Source organism: Celeribacter sp. (assembly GCF_048261515.1).
Taxonomy (GTDB): Bacteria; Pseudomonadota; Alphaproteobacteria; order Rhodobacterales; family Rhodobacteraceae; genus Celeribacter.
Map to the genome: position 1 here is coordinate 60742 of NZ_JBLXFZ010000004.1, position 13116 is coordinate 73857.

Consider the following 13116-nt stretch of genomic DNA (forward strand, 5'->3'; position numbering starts at 1 on the left):
CCTTGTCATACCTCGTGAGGAAGATGCGCGGCGCGTGCCTTACATCTGCGTATCGGCCTCGGGCATGGCTTCCAGTTCTTCCATTGTGAGCGACACGATCAAGTAGTCGAGATCGCCGTCCTCGTCATAGGATACCGAGAAGTCGGATTCAGCGACCGCTACAGGCTTTTCACCAAGACCAAGGAATCCGCCGACATCGACGATGACCTCACCTTCTTCGGAGGCGGTGGCTGCGGCAACCGAGTCGACTTCGCCAACCCATTCCTCGTTTTCGTCATAGACCCGCACGCCAATGAGCGCATTCGGATCCTCGACGTTGGCGAGGATTGAGGCCTCCCCCTGCACCGTCATGCCAGTGTCCAGTTCGGTGGCCGCATCGGTTTCGGCGGCCATGCTGTCAACCGCATCATCGGCCGCATTCATCGCGCCCTCGACGCCATCCGCAACCGCATCACCTGCATCCTCAACGGCGTCACCAACGCTCTCGGCGGTCTCTTCGGCGGCGTCCTTGACGTCACCATCTTCGATCGTCGCGGAGAGATCGGTTTCGGCCTCAGCGGAGATGCCCGTAGACAGGCCAGCCTCCGAGGTTTCGGTCGCAGCCTCCTGTGCCGTAAGGGCGGCGGGGACGGTCAATGCGCACCCGAGAGCTGCGCCGAGTGCGAGAGTTTTAGACGTAAACATCTTTGATCTCCTTCGTTGGATTTCACTGTGCTGGCGCTCATGCGCCTCGTGAACCCAACGCCGCCATCCAATGAGAGTTCCGAGAAAATCCGGCAAGAAGGCCAGAGCCGCGCGAACCCGCTCAAGGTGAGAAAATATGACCGATTAGGGGTTCTACGGCGCAACACTTGCTCGTATTGTTATGTGACAAATGCCACCCCAACGAGAACTGGAGCCGCGATGGAACGTCTGCTTGCCCGTGGATTGAAGATGAACCACCTGCGTCTTGCCGCAGCATTGTCACGCGAGGAAAAGCTCTCGGACGCCGCGCTGCGACTTGGGCTGGCGCAACCTGCGGCTTCGCGTCTGGCAAGCGAGATCCACCAGATCCTTGGCACACCCCTGTTTGAACGCCACGGGCGCGGGATTAAACTGACCGAAGCGGGGCGCGCCTTCGCCGCCCGCGCGCAACGTATTCTCAACGAGATCGACGATGCCGACCGCGAGGTGAGCGAGATTGCCTCAGGTGTCCACGGCACGGTGCGGATCGGCTCGGTCACGGGGCCTGCAATCGAAATGGTCATCCCCGCCGTGCGCACCGCCCGCGAACTGTCCGAAGGGATCAGGGTGGATGTCGAGGTTGCCACCTCCAACCAACTCGGTCCCATGGTGCGCAATGGCGCGCTTGATTTCGCGCTTGGCCGCCTGCCTGCCGACGAGCTGTCGCGCAACCTCACCTATTGTTCACTGGCCAAGGAACCCGTGAGCTTCATCGTCGGCAAGGATCACCCGCTGGCGAAAATCGAAGGCAAAGTGGAGAACGCCGACCTCTTCGAATGGAAATGGATCCTGCCACCGCAGAACTCGATCCTTGCGCGCACGATTGACGGTGCGTTTCGCGATATGGGCCTGCCGCAGCCCGACCGCCTCGTCAGCACCTCTTCGGCGCTCATGTCGCTGGCCTTTGCGGGCGAGACCGACAGTATCGCCGCGGTCGCGCGTCCCGTCGCGGAGCATTTCGCCGCCCGCGGTCAGGTGCATATCCTGCGCACACGCTTCTCCATCTCGGTGGAGGAATTCGGGATCATCACACGCGCGGACGCGCAACTGCCACCCGCCGCGCAGATGATCTGTGACCTTGTGAAACGCCATAAGACAAAGAAATGGGCGGGACAGGAAAAGAGGGCCAATGCGATGCGCATGGCCCTCTGATCGCTCTCGTAAAGGCGGGCTGTATCAGCCCTGCTTTTGCTTGTTGTAGACGTCGAAGATCACCGCTGCGAGCAGCACCAGACCCTTGATCATCTGTTGGTAGTCGATGCCGATGCCCATGATCGACATGCCGTTGTTCAGCACCCCCATCAGGAAAGCGCCAACAACCGCGCCGACAATCGTGCCAACACCGCCCGACATGGAGGCGCCGCCGATAAACACCGCCGCGATCACGTCGAGTTCCAGCGCGAACCCCGCTTTCGGCGTCGCGGTGTTGAGCCGCGCAGCAAAGACGAGACCCGCCGCCGCCGCCAGAACGCCCATGTTGACGAAGGCGAGGAAGGTGAGGCGCTCGGTCTTGATCCCCGAGAGCTTGGCCGCTTTCTCATTGCCGCCCATCGCGTAGACCCGCCGCCCGATCACGGTGTTCTCGGTCAGGAACGCGTAGATGATCGTCAGCACGCCCATGGTCAAAAGCACGTTGGGCAGGCCACGGAAGGTGGCCAGCTTCCACATCACGAAGACCAGCACAAAAGCCACGATGGCCGTGCGCGCGACGAAGAAGCTCTGTGGCTCGTCCTCGATCCCGTAGGCTTTGTTCGTGGCGCGCTGGCGCAGGCCGCGCCAAATCACCAGACCTGCCGCCACGAACCCCGTGACCAGAGCCAGCACGTTGACCTGACGTTGCCCCGTAAGTGCCGCGATGCTCTCACCCCAGCTTGCGGGGAAGATATCAGGGACAAACCCGTTGGCGATCACCTGAAACTCGCGCGGGAACGGGCCGACCGACTGGCCTTGCAGCAGCCATAGCGACAACCCGCGGAACACCAGCATCCCCGCCAGCGTGACGATGAAGGGCGGAATGCGCCAATAGGCGACCCAATAGCCCTGCGCCCCGCCGATCACCCCCCCCGCGATCAGACAGATCACGATGGCCACGCCCACGGGCAACTCCATCTGCACGACCATCACAGCGGCCAAAGCGCCGATAAACCCCATGACCGAGCCAACCGAAAGGTCGATATGCCCGCCCACGATCACGATCAACATGCCCAGAGCCATGATGATGATGTAGGAGTTTTGCAGCAGCAGGTTGGTGATGTTCACCGCCCTGAGCAACGTCCCATTCGTCATAATCTGGAAAAATGCCATCACGCCGATCAGCGCGAACAGCAATCCGTATTCGCGCATATTCGCGGCGATATAGGCCTTGATGCCCATCGGTTTGTTTCGTTCCATCCCCTGCTCTCCCTATTCGGCCGCTTGGTCGGCGGCATCGGCCACGATGAGCGACATGATGCGCTCCTGACTGGCCTCGGCGGCTGTGAGTTCGCCCACAAGCGCGCCTTCGTTCATGACATAAATCCGGTCGCACATGCCCAAGAGTTCGGGCATTTCCGACGAGATCATGACCACGCCTTTTCCCTGCGCGGCCAGATCGTTGATGATCGTGTAAATCTCGTATTTCGCGCCAACGTCGATCCCGCGCGTCGGCTCGTCTAGGATCAACACTTCAGGCTCGGTGAAGAGCCATTTGGCCAGAACGACCTTCTGCTGATTACCGCCCGAGAGGTTCATCACACGCTGGAACACCGTGGGTGTGCGGGTGTTGAGTGCCTCGCGGTAGCGTTCGGCGGCGCGGGTCTCTTCGTTGCGGTTTAGAATGCCGCCCGACGACACGGCGTCGAGATTTGCCAGCGTCGTGTTGAAACGGATTGTCTCGTCCAGAACCAGCCCGAGCGACTTTCGATCCTCGGTCACATAGGACAGGCCCGCGTCAATCGCGCGATCCACCCGTGAGACATCAACGGGTTTACCATGCAGGCGCACCTCGCCCGAAATGTCCCGCCCGTAGGATTTACCGAAAATCGACATGGCCAGTTCGGTGCGTCCCGATCCCATCAACCCCGCGATGCCCACGACCTCACCCGCACGCACGTTGAAGGACGCGTTGCGGATCACCTGACGGTCGGCATGTTCAGGATGGCCGACGTTCCAGTTGCTGACCTCCATCAACATCTCGCCAGGTGTGCGAACATGCTCGGGGAAGCGATGTGTCATGTCGCGCCCCACCATGTCGCGCACGATATCATCCTCGCTCAGCCCCTTGGCCTCATGGGTCGAGACCGTCATCCCGTCACGGATCACCGTCACCGTGTCAGCGACGTAGCGCACCTCACCGAGCTTGTGCGAAATGATAATGCAGGTCACACCCTGCGCCTTCAGCTCCAACATCAGGTCAAGCAGCTTGCGGCTGTCGTTTTCCTGAAGCGCGGCGGTCGGCTCGTCGAGGATCAACAGCTTCACGTCCTTGGAAAGCGCCTTTGCGATCTCGACGAGCTGCTGTTTGCCCACGCCGAGGCTGTCGACGGTTGTGGTTGGACTTTCCGACAGGCCGACCTTGCGCAAAAGCTCCTCGGTGCGCTTGTTGGTCTCGTGCCAGTTGATAATGCCCCTCGCGGCGCGCTCGTTGCCAAGAAAGATGTTCTCGGCAATCGACAGATCGGGCACCAGTGCCAGTTCCTGATGGATGATGACGATGCCGCGCGCTTCGCTATCTGAAAGTGAGCGAAAGCCCGCCAGCGCCCCCTCATAGTAGATCTCGCCATCGTAGGTGCCTTCGGGGTAGATGCCCGAGAGCACCTTCATCAGGGTCGATTTCCCCGCGCCGTTCTCGCCACAGATCGCGTGAATTTCGCCCTCTTCCACCTTCAGGTTCACCTTGTCGAGTGCTTTGACGCCAGGAAATTCCTTGGTGATGGCGCGCATCTCCAGAAGTGTGGTCATGTTTTGAACCTCGCGTGGGGGCGGTGGCCGCCCCGTTGTTCTTGCTCCCCTTGAAGGGAGATGCCCCGTGCCCGAATGCGAGCATCACGGGAACGAACACCGCCCGCGCCCAAAGCGTGGGTGCGGACGGCGCGTTTCACAGTTGCGGATCACTTACTTGATCTGGTCCATCGTGTAGTAACCAGACCCGACCAGAACCTCTTCCCAGTTGGTGCTGTCCACGGAGACAGGCTCAAGCAGATAGGAGGGAACGACTTTCACACCGTTGTCGTAGGTGGTGGTGTCGTTGATCTCGGGCTCGGCGCCACCCAGAAGGGCCTCGGCCATGCCCACGGCCACACCAGCGAGTGTGCGCGTGTCCTTGAAGACGGTGGAGTATTGCTCACCCGCCAGCATGGATTTCACGGAGGGCACTTCCGCGTCCTGACCCGTCACGATGGGCATTTTCATATCGCCAGAACCGTAGCCGACGCCTTTGAGCGAGGACAGGATGCCGATGGACAGACCGTCATAGGGGCTCAGAACGCCATGAATTGTGGCGTCGGTGTAATGCGCCGACAGGAGGTTATCCATACGTGCCTGAGCCACCGCGCCGTCCCAACGGAGCGTGCCGACCGTATCCATGCCCATCTGGCCAGAGACGATGTTGATGGTGCCGTCATCGATCAGCGGCTGCAGCACGGACATCGCGCCATCGTAGAAGAAGTAGGCGTTATTATCATCAGGCGAACCGCCGAAAAGCTCGACGTTATAGGGGCCTTCGCCGAAACGCTTCTCAAGGCCGCTCACGAGCGAGGAAGCCTGCTGCACACCAACTTTGAAGTTGTCGAAGGTCGCGTAATAGTCAACGTCGCCGCTGTCACGGATCAGGCGGTCATAGGCGATGACCTTCACACCCGCCGCCGCAGCATTGGCCAGCGCATTGGACAGCGTGGTGCCGTCGATGGCGGCGATCACGAGCACATCCACACCCTTGGTGATCATGTTCTCGATCTGCGCGAGTTGGTTGGGGATATCGTCTTCCGCGTATTGGAGATCGGTGTCGTAACCCGCTTCCGTGAACTGTTCGACCATCGAGTTGCCGTCAGAGATCCAGCGTGCCGAGGATTTCGTCGGCATGGCGATGCCGATTAGCCCGTCAGCGAATGCACCGACGGCAAGGCTGGAGAGTGCGGCGGCGAGCGCCAGCGATTTGATAGATTTCATAGTTTCCTCCCAATGGCCCTTGTTTCGGGCCGCTCCTTTCGAGGCCGGAATCAGGCCGCGAACGCATTGTGCGCACCAATGAGGGAAACACTTCTCATACATCATGGTCAAGTTACCATTTGGCATGTTTTCATGTCGTATTTGGTATCTATTTTGCTCGCACGAACGCCCAAATCCCGCCGACCAATCATGAGGCGCAACCGCACAAAAAACAGGCACCTTACGAAAAGCGCCAAAGATAGTTACCAAATCCATGCTAATAATTTGACCAAACCCGCCCACCTGCGCAGTGTGGATGTGTCAGAACGACCTCTGGCGCAGGGACGAACGGCGGGGACATGGACGACATCTTCGACGAGATGTGGGGCAGAGACGGACAGACACGCGGCCCCTACAAGAACTTCAGCACATGGCTCGACGGCGAGGATCCTTCACGGTTAAGGGCAAAGCAACGCGAAGCCGAAGAGCTCTTCCGCCTTACGGGCATCACCTTCAACGTCTACGGACGCGCCGAAGCCGAAGAACGCCTGATCCCCTTCGACATCGTTCCGCGCATCATTTCGGGCAGCGAGTGGCAGAAACTGAGCCGCGGCATCGAACAGCGCGTGCGCGCCATCAACGCCTTTCTTCACGACATTTACCACAGGCAGGAAATCATCAAAGCGGGCCGCATCCCGCAGGAGATGATCGCGCGCAATGAGGCCTTCCTGCCGCAAATGCTTGGCGTCACACCGCCCGGTGGCATCTACACCCATATCGTCGGCATCGACCTCGTTTGCACGGACGCAGGCCAGTTCTACGTGCTCGAAGACAACGCACGCACACCCTCCGGCGTCTCCTACATGCTGGAGAACCGCGAAACGATGTTGCAGATGTTCCCCGAGCTATTCTCCCGCAACAAGGTGCGGCCCGTCTCCAACTATCCGCGCGACCTGCTGCGCTCACTGGCCGCCTGCGCGCCGCCCAATTGCGAGGGGCGTCCCACCGTGGGTGTCCTGACCCCTGGCATCTACAATTCCGCCTATTTCGAACACGCCTTCCTTGCCGATCAAATGGGCGTGGAACTGGTCGAAGGCCATGACCTGCGCGTCATCGACGGGCGCGTGGCGATGCGGACAACCCAAGGCTACAAGCCCATCGACGTGCTTTACCGCCGCATCGACGACGACTTCATTGATCCGCTCAATTTCAACCCCGAAAGCCAGCTTGGCGTGCCGGGTATCATGGATGTCTACCGTGCGGGCGGCATCACCATTGCCAACGCACCGGGCACGGGGATTGCTGACGACAAGGCGATCTATTCCTACATGCCCGAGATCGTCGAATTCTACACGGGCGAACGCCCGCTTCTCGAAAACGTGCCGACATGGCGCTGCGCCGAGCCTGACGCGCTGGCCTATGTGCTCGACAACCTTGCCGATCTGGTGGTCAAGGAAGTGCATGGTTCGGGCGGCTACGGGATGCTGATCGGACCGACCGCGAGCAAGAAGGACATTGCCACCTTCCGCAGGAAGCTTCAGGCCCGCCCTGCCAACTACATCGCCCAGCCCACCCTGTCGCTCTCCACGGTGCCGATTTTCACCCGTGGCGGTCTGGCCCCGCGCCATGTCGATTTGCGACCATACGTGCTTGTCTCACCCGAAGGGATCAAGATCACCCCCGGTGGCCTGACGCGGGTCGCGCTCAAGAAGGGATCACTTGTGGTGAACTCCAGCCAAGGCGGCGGGACCAAGGACACATGGGTGCTGGAGGACTGATGGAATGCTAGGAAAAACAGCCAACGGTCTCTTCTGGATGTTCCGCTATCTGGAACGCGCCGAGAACACCACACGCCTGATCGAAACAGGCCAGCGCATGGCCCTCACCCGCCTCGATTCCACCGACAACGAATGGCGCTCGGTGATGCAGACCGCCGCCGTCTGCGACGGCTATGACGCGGCCCATGACGAGGTGACGAAGGACGCGGTGATCAACTGGATGCTGCGGGACAAGGACAACCCCGCTTCGGTCCTCTCGCTCTTTTCCGCCGCCCGTCAGAACGCACGACTGGTGCGCACGGCCTTGACCGAAGAGGTCTGGGAAGCGGTGAACGCGGCCTACATGAAGGTCCACGACCTGCTCGCACGCAAGGTGAACGAGCGCGATCTGCCAGAGGTGCTTTCCCTCATCCGCCGCCGCACGGCGCTGGTGCGCGGGGCGACCCATGGCACGATGCTGCGCAACGACATTTACGACTTCGCACGGATCGGCACCTTTCTTGAACGCGCCGACAACACCGCGCGGATCGTCGATGTGAAATACTACGTTCTGCTTCCATCTGTCTCCTCCGTCGGCTCCTCGCTCGACAACGTGCAATGGGAGACCATCCTGCGCTCGGTGTCGGCCGAGGGCGGATTTCGGATGACCTACGGCAACACCACCGACCCGCGCGATATCGCTACCTTCCTCATCCTCGACAAACGGATGCCGCGAAGTCTCGCCTTCTGCGCCTCCAAGATCGCCGATAACCTCGACTACCTGTCCCATGAATACGGTCAGACCCCGCACAGCTTCGACCTCGCGCGGCAACTCCAGAGCGACATTCTAGGCAATGATGTCGACGCGATCATGGATTTCGGGCTGCACGAATATATTCAGAAAGTTCTCGGCGCGCTGCGCACTTTGGGAAACCAGATCGAGATCGACTACAGGTTCTACGAGTGATCCCATGCATCTGACCATAAAGCACACCACCACCTACACCTTCGAGGGGCCTGTGACATATGCGCTGCAACAGCTGCGCAAGACGCCGAAATCGACGCATCAGCAAACGGTGCTGGAATGGGAAACCCGTATCGAAGGTGGCGAGAAGCAGTTGAGCTTCGAGGATCACCACAACAACACCGTGGAACTCATCGGCGCGGATCGCGATGTCGAGCGCCTGATCGTCACAAGCGAAGGCCGCGTCGAGATCAACGACGGTTTCGGTGTGGTCGGTCCACACCTCGGCCCTGCCCCCCTCTGGCTCTACCAGCGCCAAACACCACTCACCCGTGCGGGTCAGGGTGTGCGGGCGCTGGCCCGAACCGTTGAGGGTGACGAGACGCTCGACCGCCTCCACAACCTGTCGAACGCGGTGCGCGAGCGGGTGGAATTTGTCGTCGGCATCAGTCACGCCGACTGGACCGCCGAACAGGTGTTGGCCGAAGGGCGTGGCGTCTGTCAGGACCACACCCATGTCTTTATCGCCTGCGCCCGCGATCTCGACATCCCCGCCCGCTATGTCTCTGGCTACCTGATGCTCGACGACCGTATCGAACAGGACGCGATGCACGCATGGGCGGAGGCCTATGTCGAGGGATTGGGCTGGGTCGCCTTCGACGTCGCCAACGGAATTTCCCCCGATACACGCTACGTGCGTGTTGCAACGGGGCTGGACTATACCGAGGCTGCCCCTGTAACTGGAACACGGATCGGCGGCGCGGGAGAATCCCTTTCGATCGATATCGAGGTCGCCCAACAGTAGCCCCTGCCCCGAAAGCGGACCAATGGGGCCATCGAGATTGCACAGCGGAGCGCGCAGCACATGACCTATTGCGTCGGAATGGCACTGGAGAAGGGGTTGCTCTTCATGTCGGACACCCGCACCAATGCGGGACTCGACAATATTTCCACCTTCCGCAAGATGACCCACTGGGAAGTTGAGGGTGAGCGCGTTCTCACGCTCATGACCGCGGGCAACCTTGCAACGACACAGGCGCTGATCTCGCTGCTCGACGAGCGCTCCAAGGCGCCCGAGGATCGTGACCCGACCCTTCTTGCCGCTCCTTCCATGTTTCAGGCCGCGCGTATCGTGGCCGACACACTGCGCGAGGTGATCGCGGAACATGCCGAAGGCGGACAACGTGCCGACAGCGCATTCCACGCCACGGTCATTCTCGGTGGCCAGATCAAGGGCGGCCCTGCGCGGCTCTTCCTGATCTACCCAGAAGGCAATTTCATCGAGGCGGGCGAAGACACGCCCTTCTTCCAAATCGGGGAGATGAAATACGGTCGCCCCATTCTGGTGCGCGCCTACGATCCCAAGATGGATTTCGAGGACGCGATGAAGCTCTTGCTGGTCTCATTCGACAGCACGCTCAAGGCCAACCTGACGGTCGGCGCGCCCTTCGACTACCATTTCTACGAGAACGACAGCCTGTGCAAAGGGCCCACGGGACGCATCGAGTTGACCGACCCCTATTTCCAGACAATCTCGGAAGGATGGGGGGACGCGCTCAAATCCGCGCTCGACCTCCTGCCGCGCTTCGTGCCCGACAAATAGCCGACGCATGTCCGACACATAGCAGACCGCGTTTCGGACGCGTCCGTCAGGTCAGCGACGCGCCCAGCGCAAAGCCCACAACCATCAATCCGCAGACACGGCTGATGTGATCCCGAACCGCGAAAATGATCGGATCGTCGTGCATCTCACCCCGATGGGCCAGAAGCACGATCCGCGAGATCCAGTAGAGCAGCACCACACAAATTCCCCATAGAATCTGTGGGTTGGAGTATAGTTCGATGACAGCGGGCGAGTTCATGTAGAGCGCCAGCAGCAGGATCGAGACATATCCCGAACCGATCGCCATCTGGCTCATGATCGCAACATCCTCGTTGCGATACCCCCGCCCCGTAGGCTTGACCTTCCCCGCCGCAAGGTTGTCGACCAACTCCGCCTGCCGCTTAACCGCCGCCAACGCAAAAAAGAAAAACATAGAAAACGCCAACAGCCACGGCGACAGAGGCACCCCGATGGCCACCCCGCCCGCGATCACGCGCAGCGTATAGAGCCCCGCCAGAGCCGCCACATCGACCACTGCGCGGCGCTTGAAATAAAAGGAATAAGCAGTCGTCGCGGCGTAGTAGCACGCCATGACGAAAAAGAAGACAGGACCAAGAAGCAGTGCCAACAGAGCGCCCGCTGCGAGCAGCCCCGTCGCCATACCCGTCCCCCACGACAGCGGCAAATCACCTGCCGCAAAGGGTCGTTTGCACTTTCGCGCGTGATTTCGGTCAGCATCAAGGTCGAGCAAGTCATTGAGCACATAGACCGAAGAAGCCACCAGCGAGAATACCACGAAGGCCAAAAGGCCCGTGAGCACCGTGCCGAAAGTGATGTTGTGCGCCAGAAGCATGGGAATAAAGACCAGAATGTTCTTCATCCACTGGTGCGGGCGCAGCGCCTTAACCGCCGCTTTCACGGTCGATGGCGGGTGGCCAAGATGGGTCACGTCAGAGGCCACGGCCTCCGCTTTCCCTCGCAGCGCATCGTCTGCATTAACCGTCACCGCATGGGCCGCCTCGGCCCAGACATCCACATCCGCTGCGTGATCGCCCGCATAGGCAAACCCGCCCTTTCCGTATCGCTCACAAAGGAAAGCCGCTTTGTTCGGCCCCTTGAGATTGCGTGCGCCATCCGAGCCATGCACCTCGTCGAATACGCCAAGATGCGCCGCGATCTCGTCGGCAAGTACCTGATCGGAGGCGGTGACAAGCGCAACCGTGCCGCCGTCTGATTTCCATGTCTTTATAAATTCAAGGACTTCGGCGTTATACGGCAGAAGCGTTACATCCACCTGCGCATCCTGCGCGATCGCCCTCTTGAGCGCGGCCTTTCCCCGTCCAAGTGACAGGGCAGCACGCATGGCCTTCGGGAAGTCCTTCGCGGCGAGATTCCAGAAACTCTCGTAAAGCATGTCGGACCGCAGCAGCGTTCCGTCGAGATCAACCGCCAGAACCGGTTTCGCGGTTGCGGGTTTGGGAGATTTTGTGCCGCTCGTCGGCGTGCTTGTCTTACTCACGCGATGCCCTCGTATGCCTCATGTGCCGCGCTCGAAACGGGCGTAGCAACTTAGCGATCCATTGTCTTTTCGCAATGGTACCGCCAGTAAATCCTATCTGCGCCCTGTATAGCAAGCTTTCCTCCGCCTGTCCTCCACTGACATAGGCCATGCCCCCGTGTCGCCGCACAATCAGGCAAATCCGCCACGCGCGGGGAAAACGGGCGAAACGCCAACAGATGCACCGCGATACGCGGCCTGATATCATAGCCCGCGAGATCGGAAGCCTTTTCGTCGCGCAAAGGATGCCACAATCGCCTTGACCTTCGCCGCGCGGTCTCGTAGTCAATCCACCGCAACGCGGGTGTTGTGTAATGGTAAGACCTCAGCCTTCCAAGCTGATGATACGGGTTCGATTCCCGTCACCCGCTCCATTCCCCCCAATCCCTTAATCGTCAACAGGCTCAATCAGCTCCGCCCCCTGTGCGCGATTTGAGTTGACGGCCTTGTCGACCTTGTAAAAGCGCAGGGTTTCGGGATCGGCCTCCCGCATGAGCGTCGCGGCGCCATGCCCCTCTTCACCAAGCCACTTACCCCAGTCATCCGCGCCCAGCAGCACGGGGATTCTGTGGTGGATGTCGGCCATCTGACCGCGCGTTGCCTCTGTCGTGACGATGGAACAGCTTCGGACACGGGTGCCGTCCGCCTCCCAGTCCTGCCAAATCCCCGCCATGACCATCGGCCCCTCCCCCACGGGACGGATGAACCACGGCTGCTTCTCAATGCCCTCAGGGCGATACCACTCGTAGAAGCCATCGGCAGGAATAAGGCACCGCCGCGCGCGGCAGGCCGCGCGAAAGGCTGGCTTTTCGGCAATGGTCTCGGCGCGCGCATTGATCAACAATGGCCCGTTATTCGGCGCCTTATACCAATGCGGGATGAAGCCCCAACGCATGGGAACGAGGCGACGCTGGCCGTCCTCGGAAAACACCACGTGGATTTTCGTTGTCGGACAGACGTTATAGTTGGGAACAGGCGGCAGATCATTTGCCGGCGCGGCGGCAAACAGCTGCGCCATCGCGTCATCAGGGAGCGTAATGGCAAAGCGCCCACACATCAGCGGTAGGCTTTTTTCGCCAGTTCGATTTTCGCATCCATCATCGACATTTCTTTCATGATCTCGGTGCGGCGGGTTGGTTCCCCTGTCGCACGCAATTCCTCACGCAGACGTTCCAACTCGCGCGAAAGCGTGACGAATTCGGGCACGGCACCATTCTCGCGCATAATGCGATTAAGAAGCGCGTTTTCTGGATCATCGACCTTCGGCAAGGGCTTGCCCGCCCCAGGCAGGTTATCAAACTCACCACGCCGCTCGGCCTCGGCGACTTGGGCGCTGATAAGGTCAATCAATGGATGGTCCATGTGCAAACCCGTGGTCCGAATGAAA

The 13116-nt window shown here is 60.3% G+C and carries 12 protein-coding genes and 1 tRNA gene; 6 read left to right on the top strand and 7 right to left on the bottom strand.

Going from position 1 to position 13116, the window contains the following annotated elements; genetic code table 11:
- Positions 1-39: 39 nt before the first annotated feature.
- Positions 40-684: a hypothetical protein gene (locus tag ACN0SC_RS08815; RefSeq protein ID WP_417249302.1), complete on the bottom strand. Its 645-nt coding sequence runs from the start codon at positions 682-684 to the stop codon at positions 40-42.
- A gap of 219 nt (positions 685-903) precedes the next feature.
- Between ACN0SC_RS08815 and ACN0SC_RS08820 the strand changes: the two genes are divergently transcribed.
- Positions 904-1875: a LysR substrate-binding domain-containing protein gene (locus tag ACN0SC_RS08820; RefSeq protein WP_417249303.1), complete on the top strand. Its 972-nt coding sequence runs from the start codon at positions 904-906 to the stop codon at positions 1873-1875.
- A gap of 24 nt (positions 1876-1899) precedes the next feature.
- On the opposite strand, the gene mmsB is transcribed toward ACN0SC_RS08820, so the two are convergent.
- The 3 genes from mmsB to chvE all read right to left on the bottom strand — a co-directional run bounded on the left by mmsB (position 1900) and on the right by chvE (position 5868).
- Complete coding sequence (mmsB, locus tag ACN0SC_RS08825; RefSeq protein WP_417249304.1) at positions 1900-3114, bottom strand: multiple monosaccharide ABC transporter permease; 1215 nt, start codon at positions 3112-3114, stop codon at positions 1900-1902.
- 12 nt (positions 3115-3126) lie between these two features.
- The gene (gene mmsA / locus ACN0SC_RS08830; RefSeq protein ID WP_417249305.1) at positions 3127-4662 is read right to left on the bottom strand and encodes a multiple monosaccharide ABC transporter ATP-binding protein; all 1536 of its coding nucleotides are present in this window, start codon (positions 4660-4662) and stop codon (positions 3127-3129) included.
- A gap of 153 nt (positions 4663-4815) precedes the next feature.
- Positions 4816-5868 (bottom strand): multiple monosaccharide ABC transporter substrate-binding protein, encoded by a 1053-nt coding sequence (chvE, locus tag ACN0SC_RS08835; protein ID WP_417249306.1) that lies wholly within the window; start codon positions 5866-5868, stop codon positions 4816-4818.
- A 338-nt stretch (positions 5869-6206) separates the two neighbouring features.
- Between chvE and ACN0SC_RS08840 the strand changes: the two genes are divergently transcribed.
- The 4 genes from ACN0SC_RS08840 to ACN0SC_RS08855 are packed head-to-tail and all read left to right on the top strand — an operon-like array spanning position 6207 to position 10171.
- Positions 6207-7625 (top strand): circularly permuted type 2 ATP-grasp protein, encoded by a 1419-nt coding sequence (locus tag ACN0SC_RS08840; protein ID WP_417249307.1) that lies wholly within the window; start codon positions 6207-6209, stop codon positions 7623-7625.
- Positions 7626-7629: 4 nt separating this feature from the next.
- Positions 7630-8571, top strand: a complete 942-nt coding sequence (locus tag ACN0SC_RS08845; protein WP_417249308.1) for an alpha-E domain-containing protein — start codon at positions 7630-7632, stop codon at positions 8569-8571.
- Positions 8572-8575: 4 nt separating this feature from the next.
- Positions 8576-9373, top strand: a complete 798-nt coding sequence (locus tag ACN0SC_RS08850; protein ID WP_417249309.1) for a transglutaminase family protein — start codon at positions 8576-8578, stop codon at positions 9371-9373.
- A gap of 60 nt (positions 9374-9433) precedes the next feature.
- Positions 9434-10171, top strand: a complete 738-nt coding sequence (locus ACN0SC_RS08855; RefSeq protein WP_417249310.1) for a peptidase — start codon at positions 9434-9436, stop codon at positions 10169-10171.
- 46 nt (positions 10172-10217) lie between these two features.
- On the opposite strand, the gene ACN0SC_RS08860 is transcribed toward ACN0SC_RS08855, so the two are convergent.
- A complete protein-coding gene (locus ACN0SC_RS08860; protein WP_417249311.1) occupies positions 10218-11690 on the bottom strand; it encodes a UbiA family prenyltransferase in 1473 nt (490 codons plus the stop codon).
- 339 nt (positions 11691-12029) lie between these two features.
- On the opposite strand from ACN0SC_RS08860, the gene ACN0SC_RS08865 reads away from it, so the two are divergent.
- Positions 12030-12103 (top strand) — tRNA-Gly (locus ACN0SC_RS08865).
- A gap of 14 nt (positions 12104-12117) precedes the next feature.
- Here ACN0SC_RS08865 and ACN0SC_RS08870 read toward each other — a convergent pair.
- Together ACN0SC_RS08870 and ACN0SC_RS08875 are read right to left on the bottom strand one after the other, a co-directional pair.
- A complete protein-coding gene (locus tag ACN0SC_RS08870) occupies positions 12118-12786 on the bottom strand; it encodes an SOS response-associated peptidase (protein WP_417249312.1) in 669 nt (222 codons plus the stop codon).
- The gene (locus ACN0SC_RS08875) at positions 12786-13091 is read right to left on the bottom strand and encodes a DUF1992 domain-containing protein (protein ID WP_417249313.1); all 306 of its coding nucleotides are present in this window, start codon (positions 13089-13091) and stop codon (positions 12786-12788) included. The genes ACN0SC_RS08870 and ACN0SC_RS08875 overlap by 1 nt, the downstream gene beginning before the upstream one ends.
- Positions 13092-13116: the final 25 nt, after the last annotated feature.

Bases quoted from the DNA above. Each gene is read 5' to 3' on its own strand.
- ACN0SC_RS08815 (WP_417249302.1), bottom strand. From the start codon at position 684: ATGTTTACGTCTAAAACTCTCGCACTCGGCGCAGCTCTCGGGTGCGCA.
- ACN0SC_RS08820 (WP_417249303.1), top strand. From the start codon at position 904: ATGGAACGTCTGCTTGCCCGTGGATTGAAGATGAACCACCTGCGTCTT.
- mmsB (WP_417249304.1), bottom strand. From the start codon at position 3,114: ATGGAACGAAACAAACCGATGGGCATCAAGGCCTATATCGCCGCGAAT.
- mmsA (WP_417249305.1), bottom strand. From the start codon at position 4,662: ATGACCACACTTCTGGAGATGCGCGCCATCACCAAGGAATTTCCTGGC.
- chvE (WP_417249306.1), bottom strand. From the start codon at position 5,868: ATGAAATCTATCAAATCGCTGGCGCTCGCCGCCGCACTCTCCAGCCTT.
- ACN0SC_RS08840 (WP_417249307.1), top strand. From the start codon at position 6,207: ATGGACGACATCTTCGACGAGATGTGGGGCAGAGACGGACAGACACGC.
- ACN0SC_RS08845 (WP_417249308.1), top strand. From the start codon at position 7,630: ATGCTAGGAAAAACAGCCAACGGTCTCTTCTGGATGTTCCGCTATCTG.
- ACN0SC_RS08850 (WP_417249309.1), top strand. From the start codon at position 8,576: ATGCATCTGACCATAAAGCACACCACCACCTACACCTTCGAGGGGCCT.
- ACN0SC_RS08855 (WP_417249310.1), top strand. From the start codon at position 9,434: ATGACCTATTGCGTCGGAATGGCACTGGAGAAGGGGTTGCTCTTCATG.
- ACN0SC_RS08870 (WP_417249312.1), bottom strand. From the start codon at position 12,786: ATGTGTGGGCGCTTTGCCATTACGCTCCCTGATGACGCGATGGCGCAG.
- ACN0SC_RS08875 (WP_417249313.1), bottom strand. From the start codon at position 13,091: ATGGACCATCCATTGATTGACCTTATCAGCGCCCAAGTCGCCGAGGCC.